This window comes from Nonomuraea sp. B5E05 (assembly GCF_039880665.1).
Lineage (GTDB): Bacteria > Actinomycetota > Actinomycetes > Streptosporangiales > Streptosporangiaceae > Nonomuraea.
In genome coordinates this window covers 139,009-157,485 of record NZ_JBDPMJ010000004.1, presented here as the reverse complement: position 1 = coordinate 157,485, position 18,477 = coordinate 139,009, and the positions used below count along the sequence as shown (strand labels likewise).

At 69.7% G+C, this 18,477-nt stretch carries 22 protein-coding genes; 3 read left to right on the top strand and 19 right to left on the bottom strand.

The genetic code is table 11. The features are described 5' to 3' along the window. Positions 1–16 precede the first annotated feature (16 nt). Complete coding sequence (locus ABGB01_RS09505) at positions 17–553, bottom strand: MarR family winged helix-turn-helix transcriptional regulator (protein ID WP_347772396.1); 537 nt, start codon at positions 551–553, stop codon at positions 17–19. A 129-nt stretch (positions 554–682) separates the two neighbouring features. On the opposite strand from ABGB01_RS09505, the gene ABGB01_RS09500 reads away from it, so the two are divergent. Together ABGB01_RS09500 and ABGB01_RS09495 are read left to right on the top strand one after the other, a co-directional pair. Continuing rightward, on the top strand, positions 683–2,284 hold the full coding sequence (locus tag ABGB01_RS09500) for a DHA2 family efflux MFS transporter permease subunit (protein ID WP_347772394.1): 1,602 nt from the start codon (positions 683–685) through the stop codon (positions 2,282–2,284). A 589-nt stretch (positions 2,285–2,873) separates the two neighbouring features. Then, on the top strand, positions 2,874–4,859 hold the full coding sequence (locus ABGB01_RS09495; RefSeq protein ID WP_347772392.1) for a BTAD domain-containing putative transcriptional regulator: 1,986 nt from the start codon (positions 2,874–2,876) through the stop codon (positions 4,857–4,859). Positions 4,860–5,031: 172 nt separating this feature from the next. Here ABGB01_RS09495 and rfbA read toward each other — a convergent pair whose 3' ends face one another. The 18 genes from rfbA to ABGB01_RS09405 are packed head-to-tail and all read right to left on the bottom strand — an operon-like array spanning position 5,032 to position 17,477. Next, positions 5,032–5,928, bottom strand: coding sequence for a glucose-1-phosphate thymidylyltransferase RfbA (rfbA, locus tag ABGB01_RS09490; protein WP_347772390.1), 897 nt, complete (start codon positions 5,926–5,928; stop codon positions 5,032–5,034). Then, the gene (locus ABGB01_RS09485; RefSeq protein ID WP_347772388.1) at positions 5,925–6,773 is read right to left on the bottom strand and encodes an LLM class flavin-dependent oxidoreductase; all 849 of its coding nucleotides are present in this window, start codon (positions 6,771–6,773) and stop codon (positions 5,925–5,927) included. The genes rfbA and ABGB01_RS09485 overlap by 4 nt, the downstream gene beginning before the upstream one ends. A 3-nt stretch (positions 6,774–6,776) precedes the next feature. Continuing rightward, positions 6,777–7,790 (bottom strand): methyltransferase, encoded by a 1,014-nt coding sequence (locus ABGB01_RS09480; protein WP_347772386.1) that lies wholly within the window; start codon positions 7,788–7,790, stop codon positions 6,777–6,779. Further along, positions 7,787–8,692, bottom strand: a complete 906-nt coding sequence (locus ABGB01_RS09475) for an NAD(P)-dependent oxidoreductase (RefSeq protein WP_347772384.1) — start codon at positions 8,690–8,692, stop codon at positions 7,787–7,789. Before ABGB01_RS09475 ends, ABGB01_RS09480 begins: the two co-directional genes overlap by 4 nt. After that, entirely contained in the window at positions 8,689–9,078 is a 390-nt protein-coding gene (locus ABGB01_RS09470; RefSeq protein WP_347772382.1) for a SchA/CurD-like domain-containing protein, read from the bottom strand. The genes ABGB01_RS09475 and ABGB01_RS09470 overlap by 4 nt, the downstream gene beginning before the upstream one ends. After that, positions 9,078–9,815 carry an SDR family NAD(P)-dependent oxidoreductase gene (locus tag ABGB01_RS09465; protein WP_347772380.1) on the bottom strand — a complete coding sequence of 246 codons (738 nt, stop codon included), beginning with the start codon at positions 9,813–9,815 and terminating at the stop codon, positions 9,078–9,080. The genes ABGB01_RS09470 and ABGB01_RS09465 overlap by 1 nt, the downstream gene beginning before the upstream one ends. A gap of 27 nt (positions 9,816–9,842) precedes the next feature. Continuing rightward, positions 9,843–10,295 (bottom strand): DUF1772 domain-containing protein, encoded by a 453-nt coding sequence (locus ABGB01_RS09460; protein ID WP_347772378.1) that lies wholly within the window; start codon positions 10,293–10,295, stop codon positions 9,843–9,845. A gap of 7 nt (positions 10,296–10,302) precedes the next feature. After that, positions 10,303–10,644: an antibiotic biosynthesis monooxygenase gene (locus tag ABGB01_RS09455; protein WP_347772376.1), complete on the bottom strand. Its 342-nt coding sequence runs from the start codon at positions 10,642–10,644 to the stop codon at positions 10,303–10,305. Further along, positions 10,641–10,967 carry an antibiotic biosynthesis monooxygenase family protein gene (locus ABGB01_RS09450; protein WP_347772374.1) on the bottom strand — a complete coding sequence of 109 codons (327 nt, stop codon included), beginning with the start codon at positions 10,965–10,967 and terminating at the stop codon, positions 10,641–10,643. Before ABGB01_RS09450 ends, ABGB01_RS09455 begins: the two co-directional genes overlap by 4 nt. A 1-nt stretch (position 10,968) precedes the next feature. Continuing rightward, positions 10,969–11,700 (bottom strand): SDR family NAD(P)-dependent oxidoreductase, encoded by a 732-nt coding sequence (locus ABGB01_RS09445; RefSeq protein WP_347772372.1) that lies wholly within the window; start codon positions 11,698–11,700, stop codon positions 10,969–10,971. Between the two features lie 10 nt (positions 11,701–11,710). Continuing rightward, positions 11,711–12,181 carry a DUF1772 domain-containing protein gene (locus ABGB01_RS09440; RefSeq protein ID WP_347772370.1) on the bottom strand — a complete coding sequence of 157 codons (471 nt, stop codon included), beginning with the start codon at positions 12,179–12,181 and terminating at the stop codon, positions 11,711–11,713. A gap of 1 nt (position 12,182) precedes the next feature. Continuing rightward, entirely contained in the window at positions 12,183–12,650 is a 468-nt protein-coding gene (locus ABGB01_RS09435; RefSeq protein ID WP_347772368.1) for an SRPBCC family protein, read from the bottom strand. A 10-nt stretch (positions 12,651–12,660) separates the two neighbouring features. Beyond that, positions 12,661–12,912 carry an acyl carrier protein gene (locus ABGB01_RS09430; protein WP_246063724.1) on the bottom strand — a complete coding sequence of 84 codons (252 nt, stop codon included), beginning with the start codon at positions 12,910–12,912 and terminating at the stop codon, positions 12,661–12,663. A 30-nt stretch (positions 12,913–12,942) separates the two neighbouring features. Then, the gene (locus ABGB01_RS09425) at positions 12,943–14,166 is read right to left on the bottom strand and encodes a ketosynthase chain-length factor (protein WP_347772366.1); all 1,224 of its coding nucleotides are present in this window, start codon (positions 14,164–14,166) and stop codon (positions 12,943–12,945) included. 4 nt (positions 14,167–14,170) lie between these two features. After that, complete coding sequence (locus ABGB01_RS09420) at positions 14,171–15,436, bottom strand: beta-ketoacyl-[acyl-carrier-protein] synthase family protein (RefSeq protein WP_347772364.1); 1,266 nt, start codon at positions 15,434–15,436, stop codon at positions 14,171–14,173. After that, positions 15,433–15,891 carry a cupin domain-containing protein gene (locus tag ABGB01_RS09415; RefSeq protein ID WP_347772362.1) on the bottom strand — a complete coding sequence of 153 codons (459 nt, stop codon included), beginning with the start codon at positions 15,889–15,891 and terminating at the stop codon, positions 15,433–15,435. The genes ABGB01_RS09420 and ABGB01_RS09415 overlap by 4 nt, the downstream gene beginning before the upstream one ends. Beyond that, on the bottom strand, positions 15,884–16,222 hold the full coding sequence (locus ABGB01_RS09410) for a TcmI family type II polyketide cyclase (RefSeq protein ID WP_132332364.1): 339 nt from the start codon (positions 16,220–16,222) through the stop codon (positions 15,884–15,886). Before ABGB01_RS09410 ends, ABGB01_RS09415 begins: the two co-directional genes overlap by 8 nt. Before the next feature lie 58 nt (positions 16,223–16,280). Beyond that, the gene (locus tag ABGB01_RS09405) at positions 16,281–17,477 is read right to left on the bottom strand and encodes a nucleotide disphospho-sugar-binding domain-containing protein (RefSeq protein WP_347772360.1); all 1,197 of its coding nucleotides are present in this window, start codon (positions 17,475–17,477) and stop codon (positions 16,281–16,283) included. Positions 17,478–17,667: 190 nt separating this feature from the next. Here ABGB01_RS09405 and ABGB01_RS09400 point away from each other — a divergent pair, with 190 nt between their 5' ends. After that, positions 17,668–18,465 (top strand): SDR family oxidoreductase, encoded by a 798-nt coding sequence (locus ABGB01_RS09400; protein ID WP_347772358.1) that lies wholly within the window; start codon positions 17,668–17,670, stop codon positions 18,463–18,465. Positions 18,466–18,477: the final 12 nt, after the last annotated feature.

Sequence of the window (18,477 nt, the reverse complement as noted above, 5' to 3'; positions counted from 1 at the left end):
CGGCGAGTTCGGCGGCCTACGGCTGCGGGGTCTCGGCGTCACGAACCGGCGGCACACCATTGCCCTCCGCGAGCGTCTCCCCCTGCCTGATGCGGTCGGCCTGGCGCGCGTGCCGGCTGACCGTGGCCCGCAGGAAGTCTCGGATGAGGATGAGTTCTTCCACGGTGTGCCCGGCGAGCCCGGCCTCGTCCTCCTCGCTCAGCTGTCCCCACACGGCCTGCGCGACGTATTCGGCCTGCTGGGTCGGCACGACGGTCACCCGGCGCCGGTCGTTGACGTCGCGGACCCGCCGGGCGTAGCCGGCCCGCTCCAGCCGGTCGATCGCAATGGTGGCCGCGCTCGGGGACAGGCGGGCCGCGCCGGCCAGCTCGCCGGCCAGCTCGCCGGCCGTCATCGGGCCGAGCGCGAAGACGCAGCCCATGCAGCGCATGTCTGTCCGGTTGACACCTAAACGCGCCGCCGCTGCCTCGTCCACCGCGTCCGAGACGTTCTGCAACTGCATGACGGCGACCTGGACCTCGTCGACGAGCGACTTCCAGACATCCTTTGACATTTGAAATATCCATGGATTAGACTTATTGATCGTCAAAGTATACATCTATCTTCCTGGGAGTACAGCCTGTTGCGGGGCGACGACCTCCGCAGGACGCACCGGGACCAATCCCTCCAAGGAGGTGTGCGGATGAGCCAGCGCCGCGGGAACCCATGGATCGTCATGGTGACGCTCTGCATCGGGTTCTTCATGACCATCCTGGACACCACGATCGTCAACATCGCGATCCCCGACATCCTCGAAGACCTGGACGCCACGATCAGCGAAGTGCTGTGGGTGATGAGCGCCTACATCCTCGTGGTCGCCGTACTCGTGATCACGGCCGGCCGCCTGGGCGACATCGTCGGACCCCGCAAGGTCTTCATCGCCGGCATGATCCTTTTCACGGTCGCCTCCGCGCTCTGCGGAGCCGCCATGGAGCCCTGGCAGCTCATCGCGGCCCGGGCCCTGCAGGGCATCGGCGCCGCGTTGATCACACCGCAGACCCTCACCATCCTGACCGGGGTCTTCCCGCCCGAGAAGCGCGGCCTGCCCAGCGCCATCTGGGGCATCACGGCAGGCGTGGCCGGACTGGCCGGCCCGACGCTCGGCGGGCTGCTCGTCGCCGAGGGCAACTGGCGCTGGGTCTTCTACGTCAACGTGCCGCTCGGGCTGATCACCATCGCCATGGCCTTCGCCCTCATCCCCGACGTCCGCCCGGACAAGCGCCTCCGGCTCGACATCACCGGAGTGGTCCTGGCCAGCGCCGCGCTCGGGGCGATCACCTACGGGCTGCTCGAGGGCGACCGCTACGGATGGGGCACGATCACCTCCTTCCTCAGCATTCCCGTGGTCATCGCGGCCGGCCTCGTGCTGCTCGTGGTGTTCCTGGCGACGCAGGCGCGTGTGAACGACCCCCTGATGCCTCTGGGGATCTTCAGGGACCGCGGCTTCTCACTGATGAGCTTCGTGATCGTCGCCGTCTCCTTCGGCATGATGGGGCTGTCGCTGACCCTCACGATCTACTTGCAGCAGGTTCTCGGGCTCAGCGCGCTCCAGGCCGGCCTCACGCTCGCGCCGACCGCGCTGGCCATGATGTTCTCGTTCCCCGTCGTCGGGTTCCTGATCGACAAGATCGGCGGGAAGTACGTGCTCATCTGCGGCCTGGCCCTCTACCCGGTCAGCCTCGCGCTCATCGGCAACATGGCGCAGACCGACTCCGGCCAGTGGTCGCTCCTTGGGCCGCTGATCCTGGCGGGCATCAGCCAGGCGGCCGCCTTCGCCCCGACCGTCACGATGGCCATGCAGGACGTGCGGACGGAGTTCGCGGGGGCCGCCTCGGGCGCCTTCAACGCGATCCGCCAGCTGGGCTTCCTGATCGCCGTCGCCGCGATGGGCGCGGTGCTGCAGAGCCGCTTGACCAGTGAGCTGCACGGCGAGGCGGAGCGCCAGGCGACACAGCTGCCCGGTGAGTTCAGGGAGGGCTTCGTCGACGCCGTCACCTCGGCGGGCGGCAGCATCGATGCGGGAGCCGGCGACGTGCAGTTGCCCGCCGGCGCGAGCGGTCAGCTCGCCCAGCAGATGCGAGAGATCGCCCAGTCGGTCTTCGACCAGGCCTTCGTCGGCGCCCTGCGCTTCACCCTCCTGACCTGCGCCGCAGTGGTGGTCGTCGCCTGCCTGCTCAGCTTCGCCGCCAAGCGGCCGGACCCCGCGAAGGCGCCCACGGCCGAGGAGGAACTGGCCCTGATGTGACCGCTCGGCCGGTCGTTGCCGCCACGCATTCGTTCACGACACCGCAGGGGGACAGACCGGGAGGAAGTCGGCGCCTGCCACGATCACTTCCGGTCTCGACTTCGAGCGTTTCTCTAGTAATAATCAAGCTTGATACTCGAGGATCGTCTCTGGTGTCCCGATCAAGGAAATAAAGGCGCAGATTTCAACAAGGAATAAGCGCCCGCCGGTCACCAGTCACAGCAGACGGCACACCAACGGGGGTTGATTCAATGCCGCGGACAGTTCGCGTTTGTGTTACCTGCTGGAAATCAGGCGAATCGCCCGGCGAAACCCCATCGCGCAACAATTCGACGAGGAGCTCCCAGCGGCGGCCGAGCCACCTTTCCGCGAAACTCCCGCCTGCCTCCGCGCACGCAGACGTCGCTCCTGGACCTGCGCTTCTTGCTTGGTGAACGCCGACGGAACCCACCGAACCAGTGGATCGAAGCAACTCTTTCCGACGATGGTTAGGAGATTCTAGCGAGGTCGGATGCAGCCGCGCAAGCATCGCGCATTCTGACCTCGCCTGCCATAGAAAGGTCGATTGCCTTCACGCTTGGGGATCAAGATGAGATTCTGTGTCCTGGGAACTCTGAGAGTGCTCGACGGCAGCCGGGAGGTGACTCCTTCCGCCCCAAAACTCCGGCAGGTGCTCACTTTTCTTCTCCTCCGGCGCAACAACATCGTACAGACCACCGAGCTCATCGACGAACTGTGGGGAGAAAATCCACCCAGCAGCGCGCTCTCCACTCTGCAGACCTACATCTACAAGCTGCGAAAGATCCTCTCCCACGATGAGGTCGACTCGTTCGAGGAGATTTTGCAGACGCAGTCGTGGGGATACATGCTGACCATCGAGCACGACCAGCTCGACCTGAACCAGTTCGAACGGCTGCTCGCCGAAGGTGTGGCGGCGCTGAAGCGGAATGAGACCGAGATGGCCGCCAAGTGCCTGGCCGAGGCACTCTCGCTGTGGCGCGGCCTGGCACTGGCCGATGTGGCCGCGGGCAACCTGCTGTCGGCCTACGTGGCCTCCCTCGAGGAGAGCCGGCTGCGCGCGCTCGAGCTGCGCATCGAGAGCGATCTGCGGCTCGGCCGGCATCGCGAGGTCGTGGGCGAGCTCAAGCACCTGATCTCGGTGCATCCCCTCCATGAGGCCTTCTACGCGCAGCTGATGAACGCCCTGCATCGCTCAGGCCGGCGCTGGGAGGCGCTGGAGGTGTACCAGCGGCTGCGGGCGACCCTGGTGGAAGAGGTGGGCATCGAGCCGTCCGCGGACACACAACGGCTGCACCAGTCGCTCCTGTCGGAGGAGACCACCGCACGCCCCGCCAAGCTGGAGCCGCCGGCCGGCCAGGGCCGCAGGAGCACGGCCGTGATCGAAAGGCCGAGGAACGCTGTGAGAACGCTCCTGCCGGCCCAGCTGCCACCGGACATCTGGGACTTCACCGGCCGCCAGTCCAGCATCAACGACCTGGTCGCCGCCGCCACCATGACGGAGCCCGCGGCCACCACGCCGCCGACCGTGCTGATCGCGGGAATGCCGGGCGTCGGCAAGACGGCCCTCGCGGTGCACCTGGCGCACCTGATCAAGCGGGATTTCCCCGACGGCCAGTTCTACTGCACACTGCGCGGGAGCGACGGCGAGCCCGCCGACCCCGGCCAGGTGCTCTACAACTGGCTGATTGCGACCGACATGTACACGAAGAAGCTGCCGAGCAGCACCGAGGAACGCTCGAAGATGTTCAGAAGCTGGTGCTCGGCGCATCGTGTGCTGATCGTCCTCGACAACGCCGCCTCGGCCGCGCAGATCTCGCCGCTGCTGCCCGGCAGTGAGCACTGCACGACGATCATCACCAGCAGGTCCGGCTTATACGGGTTCCCCTGCAGGAAGCGCCTCGACCTGGCGCCGCTCACTCTGGAGGAAGGCGTACGCCTGCTGGGCGCGGTCGCGGGCAGGCAGCGCGTCGAGCGCGAGAAGGGCGACGCGCAGAGCGTGGTGCGCTTCTGCGAGGGCCTGCCGCTGGCGGTGCGCGCCGCAGGCGCCCGGCTGACCGCGTCGCCGACCCTGCCGCTGCGGACCCTGGCCGCCCGCCTGGCCGATCCGGAGTTGCGCCTCAAAGAGCTGAACTCCACCGACTTCGACATCTACCACAGCTTCGACCTCAACTACCAGGAGCTCGATCCCCGCGAGCGCAGCGCCCTGTGGCTGCTCTACCTGCGACGCAGCACGCGCTTCAACCTCAAGAGCGCCGCGGAGACGGTCGGCTGCGACATCGACACGAGCGAGACGATCCTCACCCGGCTGGTCTCGGCCCACTTTCTCCGCATCGTCGGCTACAACGGCGCACGGGATGACGTCGTGTACGCCATCAACGAGCTGGCCCACCTGTACGCGGAGAAGAAGCTGGAGAACGAGCTGGCCGAGCGAGGCACGCCTGCCGAGGTGAGCCTGGACGCCGGGGAGACGACCGCGATCGAGGCGCCCGCCGGCTCAGGCCGTCCCGCCGCCCCGGGCCGGCTCGTACGCCGTGATCTGCGCTGGAACAACTGACCCGCCGTGGGGGCGAAACCCTGCCCCGAACGCAGAGCACTGAAATTTTTTTCCATGAAAATTTTTTCACCCGAGCACCAGCGCAGGGTCTTCAATCGCCCGGCGGGCAACGTGACAACGCCCGGAGCACCGAAAGGGTGCTCCGGGCGTTGTCACGAGACGTACAGGTGCGTCATGGACGCGGGGCCGCGGAATGGGCGGCGAACTCCTCCGCGACGGCGCACACGTACCGCCCGTAGTCGGACGGCGCCAGCCTCTCGCCGAGTTCGCGGCACTCCTCGGCCCGGATGAAGCCCATCCGCAGTGCGACCTCCTCGATGCACGCGATCCGTACGCCCTGCCTGCTCTCCAGCGCGCTGACGTACTGCGCGGCCTGCAACAGCGAGGCCGGGGTGCCCGCGTCCAGCCACGCGCATCCACGCCCCAGATCCACCAGCCGGGCCTTGCCACGTTCCAGATAGTCGCGGTTGACGTCGGTGATCTCCAGCTCGCCACGGGCCGACGGCGACAGGTTCTTGGCGATGTCGAGCACCTGGTTGTCATAGAGGTAGAGGCCGACGATCGCGCGGTTGGACCGCGGCCTGGCAGGCTTCTCCTCGATCGAGACCAGCTTGCCCGCGGCGTCGGTCTCGCCGACTCCGTACCTTTCTGGATCGGTCACCGGGTAGCCGAAGAGCACGCACCCGTCGATGTCCCGGGCCTGCTCCTGCAGGATGTCGTCGAACCTGTGCCCGTGGAAGATGTTGTCGCCGAGCACCAGAGCCACCGGATCGTCACCGACGTGGTCGGCGCCGACGATGAACGCGTCGGCCAGCCCGCGCGGCTCCTGCTGTCTGGCGTAGCGCAGGCTCAGTCCCAGCTGTGCGCCGTCGCCGAGCAGCCGCTGGATCTGCGGCAGGTCCACCGGCGTGGAGATGATGAGAATGTCGCGGATGCCCGCCAGCATCAGGGCCGACAGCGGATAGTAGATCAGCGGCTTGTCGTTCACCGGCAGCAGCTGCTTGGACACCGCGAGGGTGATGGGGTGCAGGCGGGTTCCCCGCCCGCCCGCCAGGATGATCCCCTTCATGTCCGGGCGGCCTCCGCCAGCAGGTCCACCTGATCCGGGTCGCCGGAGCAGGGGAAGAAGACGAGCTCGTCGCACCCTGCGGACTCGTACTCCTTGATGGTGCGCTGGAGCTCGCTCTCGGTCGTCACGGTCTGGGCGGCCGCGCGGTCGGCGTACGGGCCCGCCTGCTCGTAGTGGCGGCGCATGTGCGCGACGGCCCGCTCGGCGCCGTCCGCGCCGAACGAGAAGTACGCCAGCGCCACCATGCGCGGCCGATCCGTCCTGCCCTCGGCCGACCAGGCGGCGCGGGCGCGCGCCGCCAGTTCCGCGTACGGGACCGACGACGAGCCGCCGGCGATCCAGCCCTGTCCCAGGCGGGCGGCCCGCCGCAGGGCCGCGTCCGTGTGCCCGCCCACCCAGATGGGCGGCCCGCCGGCGGCGGGCTCCGGGCCGATCCCGGAGCCCGGCGCCCAGGCCTCGCGCAGCTCCGTGATCAGGGCGTCAAGCCGCCTGCCCCGTCGTCGGTACGGCTGCCCCGCGGCCTCGAAGTCGTCGGCGCGCCCTCCCGCGGCCACCCCGACCGCCAGCCGGCCTCCCGACAGTTCGTCCACGGTGGCCAGCTGCTTGGCCAGGACCGCGGCCCCGCCGCGGTACGCGGCGATCAGGATCGTCGTGGCGAGCCTGATCCGCCGGGTCACGGCGGCGGCGGCCGCGAGCGTGACGACGGGTTCGTGGTTGCCGGCCACCAACCGGTCGAGCACCCCGAGCGAGGACAGGCCACGGGAGTCGGCGCGCCGTGCCCACTCGAGGAGGGTGGCGCCGTCCACTCCGCGCACCGTCGTCGGCAGGCCGACTCCGACGTCCACGGATCAGCTCCCCTTTCTCGCCACGATGAGCGTGTCGTGCTCGCCCAGCGGCCGGGCCGGCTCGACGGTGAATCCCGCCTCCTGGAGCCATTCGCGGCATTCCCCTGCGAGGTACTCCGACCCACCGTCCGTCGTGAGCAGCATGTCCAGGCTGATCACCAGGTTCTCGGCGTCGACCGGCTCGTCGGCCAGCATCCGGTCGTAGATGATCAACGCGCCACCGGGGTTGACCGCCTGGAACGCCTTCCTGATCAACGTACGTCGCTCGGCCGGGGCCCAGTTGTGCAGGACGTGGCCGATGGTCAGCACGTCGGCCTCCGGCAGCGGGTCGGCGAAGAAGTCGCCCGCGTGGAACGTGGCGCGCTCGGCCACCCCGAGTCGCTCCACGTGCTCGTGGAACGGCTGCTCCATCGGAGGCAGGTCGAAGACGTGCACGGACAGATGCGGGTGCGCCTGCGCGACCCGGCCCGCGAGGTTGCCCCTGGCACCGCCGATGTCGGCATAGGACTTCACGGTGTCCCAGTCGAAGGCTTGCGCGATCAGCGGTGCCAGCATGGTGCTGAGCGCGTCCATCATGCCGAGGTAGCTGATCCGCCGGTCGGGGTCGTCGAGCATCTCGCGGAAGGCGTTCGTCACGCGAGGCTTGCCGGTGCGCAGGGCCCCGGTCAGGTCGCCCCAGGCGGGGTACAGAACCCGATCGGAACGTTCGAGGAAGCCGCCCACGTAGGCCGCCTTACCCGGCACGAGGTGCTCTTTCGCGGCGAGGGCGTTGGAGTAGCGCCCCTCCGCGCGCACCAGCAGCCCGAGGGCCACCAGGGTGTCGAAGAAGTCCCTGGAGGCCCGGGGATGCAGTCCGAGCCGCTCCTCGAGCTGCGGCCCGGTGAGCGGCTGCTCGTCGAGCACGGCGAACACCCTCAGCTCAAGGGCGCTGAGCAGCACCTTGGCCGTGCAGAAGGCGGTCTTGCCCAGCTGGATCAGCTCGGCGGGGCTGGTGATCTGCGGTGGCTGCGTGGTCATCGTGTGGCTCCGTTCTTCGGTGGCAGGCTCTCTCCGAGCCGGCGCTTGGGCAGCTCACTGATCACCGCGGCGTCCTGGTCGCCCAGGCCGGCGGCGACCGCGTCGGCCATGAGGTCGCCCGCGCCCTCCGTCAGCGGAAGGTAGATCCCTCTGGCCATGGCGTCGTTGGCGGCCAGCCGGAGGTCCTTCTCCATCAGCCGCGCCTTGAAGGCCGCGGGCTCGTAGCAGCGCTCGCGCATGAACGCGGCGCGGAAGGCCAGAACCGGGGAGCTGAATCCACTGTTGGCGATGACGTCGATGAGCAGGTCACGGTCGAGCCCGGCGCTGACGCCGTACGAGATCGCCTCGGTGAAGCCCACCGTCTGCACGCCGAGCAGAAGGTTGAAGGCCAGCTTCATCGTGGCGGCCGCGCCCGCCGACCCCAGGTAGCGGATGTCCTGCCCGAGGGCTCCGAGCAGCCCGCCGGCGGCCTCCACCTCGTCGTGCTCGCCCGCGGTGAAGATGCGCAGACCGCCGCTGCGCGCCATCGCCGGGTTGCCCAGGACGCACGCCTCGACCCGGGCGATCCCCGCGGCGGACAGCCGCGTGGCCGCCATGCGGGCGTACAGCGGCGAGGTGGTGGTGGTGTCCACCACCACGGTGCCCCTCCTCAGCTCCGGCAGCATGGCCTCGAACAGCACCTGCTCGACGGCCGACTCGTCGCTCAGGCTGAGCAGCACGATCGGCGTGTCCGCCGCGGCCTGCGGGCTGGTGGCCGCCCGCGCGCCCGCCTCCACGAGCGAGGCGGCCTTGGCGGGACTGCGGTTGTAGACGGAAAGAGGATGGCCGGCTTCGAGCAGCCGGTGTCCCATGCCCGCACCCATCGCGCCGCTCCCGACGAGTGCGACGTGTGGCAGGCTCATGGCGTCCGAGCCCCGGCCGGCAGGGTGTCCGCGGACAGCTGCGAGATGCAGCGCATGGTCGCGTTGCTGAAATACCGGCCGAACGCCTCGGGCGTGCCGGTGTCACGGGTCTCGGCGAGATAGGGCGCCAGTTTCGCTTCCAGCTCGTGCACGCCCTTGTGCCTGGCCATGTTCCTGGCCACGTGCACCAGGTCGCCCTCGTAATGGATGACCCGGATCATCACCTCGCCCTTGATGAACACCGCCGTGCCCACCAGGCGGCCCGCCTCCTTGCCCTCGTCGTCGACCAGCACCGGCGTGGGGACACGCTGGAAGGCGGCGAAGATCTCCGCGATCTCGTCCTCGTGGCCGGGCTTGACCGGGTACGTGATGGCTGCGTACGGCATCAGATTCCTCCATCGACGTTCAGAGTGGTCCCGGTGACGTACCGGGACAGGTCGCTGGCGAAGAACAGCACGGCGCCGACCACGTCGTCGGTCGTGCCCAGCCGCCCCAGGGCGGTCATCCCGGCCAGCCGCTCCCGCAGCGGGGGCGGCGGGCCCAGGCCCTCCCCCTTGTCGATCACGCCAGGGGCTACGGTGTTGAGCCGGATGCCGCGGGGGCCCAGCTCTTTGGCCAGGGATCTGGTCAGTCCGATCAGCGCGGCCTTGGAAGCCGTGTAGTGGGCGGTCGCCGGGCGTCCGCGCAGTGCGGCGGAGGCGCCCACGTAGATCACGGATCCGCCCTCGGACAGCAGCGGCAGCGTCGCCTGGGTGACCAGGAAGGGGGCGGTGAGGTTCGCGTCCATCACGCGGTCCCACTCCTCGCCCGTCAGCTCGCCCACGGGCGCCTCGCCGGCCACGCCGACGTTGTTGATCACAACGTCGAGCCCGCCGTACGCGTCCGCGCAGGCACCTGCCAGCCGGTTCACGTCGTCCTCGCTGGTGACGTCCGCGCGGACGACGTGGTGGTGGTCGCCGAGCTCCTTGAGCTCCCGGGCCAGGTCGTCGGCCGCCGCGCCGGCTCTGCCGTGGCAGGCCACCACCTTGGCGCCGCCACGGGCGAGGGCGAGCGCGCTCGCCCTTCCCAGACCCCGTGTCCCGCCCGTGACGAGGACGCGCTTGCCGGATATCGCCAGGTCCATCATTCCTCCGTTCGTTTGCGATCCGGGTCATGCCACCGCGACGGCGGCCGCGTTGACGGCCAGTGCCATCACGGCGAGTACGGTCCGCAGCAGGTGCCACCTGCGCCACACCGGGCGCGGGTCCGTCCAGTCCGCCGGGATCGCCGCGGGGTCGAGCACCTTGACGCGCCGGTTGATGGGCACGTTGCACAAGTGCGACACCAGCGACACCCCTACCGTCATCACGGCGGCGACCGCGAAGAGCGACCGCGGCCCGCCCGCCGGCGTCATGATGGCGAGCAGCACGTCCACCAGCGCCGTGGTCAGCACCATCAGCGGCATCGTGGGGTCGTAGTTGCGGCCGAGCAGCTCGTGGGTCTGAACGTAGCGGTCGGGAGGCAGGGCACGCAGCGCCGGCACGACACTGAGCGCGACGCAGAAGAGCACTCCCGCGGTCAGGCCACTGCCCAGCACCGCCACGGCGCCTAACAGCTCCCGCATGCGCGCCTCACCTCCCCTCGGCGTACGCCGTGCTCCTGCCGCTGTACTCGGCCTGGACCGTGTAGACGCCGAACGACGCGCCCCGCGAGCGGTCCTGCAGGGGACGCAGCGGCGCGGTGGTCGAGCGGTGCGACTCCCCCTCCTCCCAGGCGCGGAAGGCGTCGAGGTCACGCCACTCGCTCAGCACCACGAACCCGTCGCGGTCGTGCTCGGAGCGGAGGAGTTCGTTGCCGAGCAGTCCGGGCGTTCCCGCCAGACTGCGGCTGATCCGGTGGTAGGCGTCCTCCACGGCCTGCGTCCCGGCGCCGGCCGCTGTGACGAAGACGAGGACGCGCACCCGGCCGCTCATGGCCGCCGTACCGTCTCGCGCGACATGTCGTAGACCACGTTCATGGTGGTCATCGAGCCGCCCGACCGGTACGGATGCAGCTTCGTACGGTGCTCCAGGTGGCGCTCGCTGCGCTCGAACTCCCTGAAGCGCGGCTCGTCGACCCAGTCGCTGATGATGTAGTAGACGCCTGCTTCTTCCGCGCTCTTGGACAGCCACTGGCCGCGGTTGGCCGGGTGCTGCGTGACCGCGTCGCCGACCCCGTACCACGTCTGTTCGAACTCTTCGTCCATGCCGGGCTTGATCTGCATGCGCAACATCACCCGGAAGGTTCCAGCGGTCATGTCAGATGCCCCCGTCCACGTTGATCGTCTCGCCGCTCACGAAGCTCGACAGGTCGCTGGCCAGGAAGAGCACCACGTTGGCGATCTCCTCGGAGGCGCCGAGCCGGCCGAGTGCGATCAGGTTCCTGTAGCGTTCGCGCACCGGGGCGGGGATGTCCATCCCGGTGTCCACCGGTCCGGGCGCGACGACGTTGACGCGGATCCCCTGGGGACCGAGCTCCTTGGCCAGCGACCGGGTCAGCCCGATGAGGCCGCTCTTGGCCGCGGTGTAGTGGGCGCGCAGCGGCACTCCCACGGTGGCCACCCGGGAGCCCACGTTGACGATGGAAGCGCCCTGTCCCAGCAGCGGCAGCGCCTTGCCGACGACGAAGGCGGCACCCGTGAGGTTGGTGTCGACGACGCGCCGCCACTCCTCGGCCGTCAGCTCCGCGAACGGGATGTGGCTGATCGCGCCCGCGTTGTTGACGATGACGTCGAGCGCGCCGTACCGGGACCGGCACTCCTCGACGAGCCGCTCGACCTCCTCCGGCCGGCCGACGTCCGCCTTGATCACGTGGTGGTCGTCACCGAGTTCCTTCAGCTGCCTGGCGAGTTGCTCGGCCGCCTCGCCCTCCTGCCGGTAACACGTGATGACGTCGGCGCCCGCCCGGGCCAGCCCGAGCACGATGGCCCGTCCGATGCCCCTGGTGCCGCCGGTGACGATCGCCTTCTTCCCGGCGAGTCGCAGTTCCATGGTCGTCCCTTCACATTGAGATGAGGGCGGTCGCGGCCCAGGCGTTCACGCCGAACGCCACCAGGGCCAGGACCGTGCGGGTGAGGTTCCAGCCGCGCCAGCGCATCCGCGGATCCCGCCGCTCCCAGTCGGGCGGGCGGGCGGCGGGGTCGAGCGAGGTCACGTACCGGTTGATCGGCACGTTCTTGACGATGGAGATCGTCATCACGACGAGCAGCAGCCCGGCCGCGGCCGCGAACAGGGTCCGGGGTACGGCCGCCGGCACCACGAAGATCAGCACGACATCCAGCACGCACGTGAGCGCGTTGACGATCGGCATGAACGGGTCGTACCGCGACCACAGGAAGCGGGTCGCCACGACGTACCTGTCGTACGGCTGCACCAGCATCCACGGCACGACCCCGATGACGGTCGAGAGCATGACGCCGGCCGCGAGACCGTTGCCGACCAACGCCAGCGGCACCAATACCTGGACGACCACGTCATGCCGGAGTCGACGCCGCGCGCGCGGCGCTCTCGACTCGTTCCTTGATGCGGCGCATCTGCACGACCGTGTTGTGGTTGATGCGATCGGTCATGGCCGCGTCGTCGACGGGGGCTTCGGGCTTCATGTGGAAGTCCTGGATCCAGCGCATCCGCACCCCGTCCTGGGTGGCGGTGTAGTCCCACCGGATCTTCATGTACTCGAACGGCCCGGTCTCGACCCGCTGCGCGCGGGCGGTGCCGGCCTGCCGGTCGATCACGCGTTCTGAGACCCAGCTCCAGACCTTGCCGTTCTCGTCGGGGTGCATCGTCAGCCGGAAGCGCACCGTGTCCCCCTCGCGGTGCAGAATCTCCGCCGAGGCGTACTCGCTGAACAGTTCCGGCCACGACTCCACGTCGTTGGTCATCTCCCAGACCAGGTCGAAGGGTGCCGCGATGACGATCTCGTTGTCCGTGTGACCTGCCATGACGTCACTCCTAAGCAGCCGACAGGCGGTGGTTGACGAAGTCGAGCGTCTGGCGGGGCGTCTTGAGCTCCTCCATGGCGTCGTCGGGCACCTCGATGCCGTAGTCGCGCTCGACGCGGGCCCCCATCTCCAGAACCGCCAGCGAGTCCAGGCCGAGCTCCTTGAACGACACGTCGAGGATGTCGGCGTCGAGGTCGGCCGGTCCGCCGCATTCGCGCATGATCCGCTTCAGCTCGTCCAGCCGGAGTTCTGTCTTGTCCACGTCTTCCTCCTTCTGTGGTGATGTGCGGCCTCAGCCGCCTGCCGCGCGGACCACCACGGCGGAGTTGAATCCGCCGTGGCCACGGGCCACGACCAGCGCGGTCCTGACCCTGGCCGCCCTGGGCACGTCCAGGACGAGGTCGATGTCGCAGCCCGGCGCCGGCCGGGTGACGTTGGTGGTCGGGGGGATGACGGAGTGGTGCACGGCCAGCAGCGCCGCGGCCACGTCGAGTGCCGCACCGCCGGCGTAGAGCCGGCCCGTCATGGTCTTGGGCGCCGTCACCGGCACACCGCCGGGCCCGAAGATCTCGGCCAGCACCCCGGCCTCCTGAAGATCCGCCTCCGGGACGCCCTTCGCGTCGGCGAAGACCACGTCCACGTCGCCGGGTGTGATTCCGGCGTCCGCGAGCGCCCCCTTGACGGCCCTGAGCAGTCCCGGCGGCCGGCCGGAGCCCGGCGCCGGGTCGAAGGTCGCCGCGTACCCTGCGATCTCGCCGTAGATCCGTGCGGCGCCGCGTGCCCTGGCGGCCCTCTCCTCCTCCATGACGAGGATCGCGCCGCCCTCCCCCGGCACGTAGCCACAGGCCTCGGCGTCGAAGGGCAGGTAGGCGCGGGCGGGGTCGGCGGACCGGCTCAGCATCCCGGTGGGAAGCTGGGTGACCAGGCCGTACGGACTCAGCGAGGCGTCGGTCCCGCCGGTCAGCACCATCCCGGCCCCCTGGCGCAACGCCCGCCGCGCCTGCGACAGGGCGTCCAGGCCGCCGGCCTGCTCCGTGGCGATCACCCCGCAGGGGCCGCGCATGCCGTGCCGGATGGAGATCTGGCCGGTAGAGGCGGCGTAGAACCAGGCGATGGACTGGTACGCGCCCACGTGGCGCGGGCCGTTGCTCCACAGTGCCTGGATCTCTCGCTGCCCGAACTCGTTGCCTCCCGAGGAGTTGGCCGTCATCACGGCCATCTCGTACTCGGGCTGCCGCGCCGGGTCGATCCCGGCGTCGGCGAGAGCCATCTCGGAGGCCACCAGCGCGAGATGGGTCATGAGGTCGGTTTGCACCGTGATCTTCGCGGGCAGGTGCTCGTCCGCGGCGAACCCGCGAACCTGCCCGGCCAGGGTCACCGGATACGGCTCAGGGTCGAACCGGGTGATGCGGCCGATCCCGCTGCGGCCCGCGAGCGTGGCGGACCAGAACTCCTCGGTGCCGAGCCCGTTGGGAGCGGTCGTGCCGATGCCGGTGACGACGTACCTTGTGGTCACGCGGTCACCTCCCGGGGTGCGCGAGCACCATCGCGGTCTGGAAGCCGCCGAACCCGCTGCCCACGGTCAGGACGCCCTCCACGACCTGCTCCCGGGCGGTCAGCGGCACGTAGTCCAGATCGCACTCCGGGTCGGGGTTGCGCAGGTTGGCCGTGGGAGGGACGGCCTGATGCTCGATCGCCAGCGCGCACGCGGCGACCTCGATGGAGCCGATGGCGCCCAGCGAATGACCGACCATCGACTTGATCGAGCTCACGGGCACCTCGTGGGCACGCGGGCCGAGGCTGCGCTTGAACGCGGCGGTCTCGTGGCGGTCGTTCTGCTTGGTGCCCGAGCCGTGCGCGTTGACGTAGTCGATGTCCTCGGGAACGAAACGGGCCTCGTCCATCGCGGCCCTGATCGCCTCGGCCATCTCCCTGCCGTCGGGTTTGAGCCCGGTCATGTGGAAGGCGTTGCTGCGGGCGGCGAAGCCCACCACCTCGCAGTAGATGTGGGCGCCGCGGCGGATCGCCAGCTCCCGGTCTTCGAGCACCATCACCGCCGCGCCCTCCCCTAGCACGAAGCCGTTGCGGCTGGCGTCGAAGGGGCGGGCCGCATGCTCGGGATCGTCGTTCCTGGGAGTGGTGGCCCTGATCGCGTCGAAACACGCCACGGTGATCGGCGATATGGGGGCGTCGGTGGCGCCCACCACGGCGACGTCGGCGGCATGCTCCCGGATGAGGTGGTAACCGTGTCCGACGGCGTCCAGCCCCGACGTGCACCCGGTCGAGGTCAGCGAGACGGGTCCTTCCGCCCCGCACGCCCATGCCACCTCGACGGCCAGGGTGCTGGGGACCAGGTAGTCGTACAGGTGCGGGACCGCGTACGCGTGGTCGACCTGCCATCGGCTGCCTCCGTCGCTGGCCACGACGTACTCCTGCTCGAGACTGATCGTGTTGCCGACCGCGCTGCCCACGCTGACCGCGAGACGCTCGGGCGGCACACTCTCCCCGTCCAGCCCGCTGTCCTGCCACGCCTCCCTCGCGGAGATCACCGCGAGCTGCGCGGCGCGGTCCATCCTCCGGGCCTCCTGCGGCGACAGCCCCTCCGCGCGCGGGTCGAAGTCACACTCGGCGGCCACCCGGGAACGGAAACCCGTGGGGTCGAAGAGCGAGATCGTCCGGGTCGCCGTCCGCCCCGCCATGAGCAGCTCCCAGAAGGCCTTGGTCCCGATGCCCCCTGGGGTCGCCGTGCCGATGCCGGTGATGACCACCCGCCGTCCGCCCGTCACGGCTCCACCTCGCCGGCCTCTTCCGGGTACGGCTCGGTGTCGACATGGCCCAGGTCCGGCCTTGGAGCGAGCGGGCACATCATGAAGATCGCGAACGCCTCTCCGTCGCCGCGGTTCATCACACGGTGCCGGGCGTTCTTGGGGATCACCATGCCCTCGCCCTCGGCGAGTTCCAGCTCCTGATCGCCGTCGATCCGCACCACCATCGTCCCGCGGGACACATAGAGGAACTCCTCCGAGTACGGGTGGTAGTGCTCGGAGACGTACTCGCCGGGCTGGAGCGTGAGCACCCCCATGAAACCGGAGCTGGTCCGCGTGGTCTTGGGGCTCAGCAGCACGCGGATCTCGCCACCCCGGCGCCTGTTCACCACGGTCTCGGCCAAGCCGACCTTGCTGAGAGGTCCTTCGTCCGTCGTCGGGCTCGCCTCGGAAGGCGCGACACCGGTGTCAGACACGCCGACCACCTTGTCCTTTCTCCCATTCGTAGAACGGGGTGGCCATCGCGTCGCGCGGGCCACGCCAACTGGGGTCGTAGGGCAGTACGTACGGAGCCAGCCGGTCGCTGACGTCCCGGAACAGGCGGTGCTGCCGTACCTCGTCCACGCGCGAGGGAACGTCGGTCTCCGCCTCGGCCAGATGGAAGTACAGGTCGTGGAAGTGAAAAAGCGTGCGACGGGTGACGCCGACCAGCCCTGGCAGTTCCGTGGCGTCGGAGTCGGCGAAGATGTCCGCCACCGAGTCGGCGTCGGCAGGCTCCATCCTGGCGACGATCAAGGTACGGCGCATGTGCGTCTCCTTTCAGTCCAGCACGATGGCGCGGGGGCCTTTCCTGATGCCGGTGCGCTCATACCGCCGCCCTGCCACCGTCACGGGTCCCGGCCAGCTGCTCCAGTTCGGCGACCAGCGTCGCCGGGGCCGGGTGCGCGGCCATCTCCACGCCGAGGCGCCTGGCCGCACGTTCGTGATCGGCTGAGGCGAGCAGGCCCGCGACCGTGTCGCGGATCTCCGCCATGCCGAAACCGTCAGCCGGCTCCATGGCGGCCCCCGCGCCGGTGGCCGCCAGCCGCCTGGCGTGTCCGATGTGGTCGGGGAGTTGCGGCAGCGCGAGCTGTGGCAGCCCGTTCACCAGGCCGGTGAGCATCGAGCCCGCACCCCCGTGGTGCACCAGCAGGTCGGCGCCGCGCGTGAGCAGGCGGAGCGGGACCGACTCCACCACCCGTACGCCAGGTGGCAGCGGTCCGAGCAGGGCGCGCTGCCCGGAGGCGATCGCCAGGACGATCTCCACGTCCAGGCCGGCCAGGGCGCGGGCCACGTGCCCAGCGAGGAAATACTCATGGCCGAGCCTGGCCATCGTCGTCCCCCAGGTCACGCAGACGACGGGGCGGTCCCGTCGTTGCGGCGGCTCGGCGGGGACGCGGTCGTGCACACCCTGGTAGGGCAGATAGCGCATCCGCCACCTGTTTCCTGGCACCTGGCCCTGGAGCGTGACAGGGCAGGGGTCGATGGTCAGCGCGCCCATGGGATCCACCGGGCCGACGCCGAGCTTGTCACCGAGGGGCTCCAGCGCCCTGATGATCGCGTCCCTGGCCGGGACGAGCAGGTCCGTCCCGTACAGCTGACGGACCGCCGGCACGCCGGCCACCGCCGCCGCCAGCGGGCCGGCCCAGGCGGTGGGGTCGTACACGACCAGGCCGGGCTTCCAGTCGCGGGCGAAGGCCGCCAGGTCATCGGCCATCGCCACGGCCAGGTCGACGAACATGCTCAGCGCACGCGGCGTCCGCGCAGACGGGTCGCGCGCCACCGGGCGTGACGGCCGTCCGTTGCCGGTCTTCGGCCCTTTGACGAAGCCGCGTATGACACCCGTCACGTCCACCGCCCGACCGACGCTGACGGGGGTGAGGCCCGCTCGGAGGATCACGTCCTGGACGTCCGGCGGGACGGCCACGCGTACCTCGTGCCCCGCCGCCAGGCAGGCCCAGGCCAGAGGGACCATGGGATACAGGTGCGAGGGCCAGGCCCACCCTGTGAACAGCACGCGCATGGACCGACGCCTCCTGTCGTGTCGGGATCCGGTCATCCGAACCCTGACAGCTCCCCCTCGAAGGCCGGACGATGACGCGGCCCGGCCGGGGCGGCGTCATCGACCGCTATTCGAGCATTCTGCGAGCGAAGCTCCTTAGCGTGACTCGACATCTAACTCGTTCGCCCCGTCGATCGTCAGGGAGTGGTTCATGGATCTCGGCCTCGCCGGCAAAGTCGTCCTGATCACGGGTGGCAGCGGCTCGATCGGCGGCCACCTCGCGCGCGCGTTCGCCGCAGAAGGCGCCAGTGTGGCCGTCACCTACCACCGCAACGAGTCCGGCGCGTACCGGGTGGCGGAGGACGTGCGTGCCCTGGGCGGCAAAGCGACCACCGTCCGGTACGACCTGACGGATCGCGGCTCCATGCACGCCGCCTTTGACGCCGTCGCCGCCGAGTGGGGTGGCGTGGACGTGGTCATCGTCAACGCCTCGGCCATCCCGGGTACGAAAGTGCACCCGGTCGCCTTCGAGGACGTCCCTGTCGAGGAGTGGCAGCCGTTCCTGCGTGCCGACGTCGAGGGCTCCTTCCACACCGTGCAGGCGGCCCTGCCCTGGATGAAGAAGCAGGGGTGGGGGCGCATCGTGTTCATCTCGGCCAACATCGTCCAGCGCGGGGCCGCCGGCGACGAGGCGTTCGTCGCGAGCAAGATGGCTCTGCACGGGCTGAGCAGAACGCTGGCGACCGAGCTCGCGCCGCAGGGGATCCTCGTCAACGTCGTGGCGCCGGGCCCCACCGTCACGCGCGGCTTCCTGGCCCGGGTCCCGGAGGAGTTCAGGAAGGATCTGGCCGGCAAGTCACCGGAGCAGATCAAGCGCGCACTCAACAAGGGCAGACCGGCCGGCCACATCTCCACGCCCGATGACATAGCCGGGCTCGTCCTGTACTTCGCCTCCGCGGTCAACGGCAACGTCACGGGCAGCGTGGTGCACGTCGCCGGAGGCAACTAGGCGCCCTGCCGG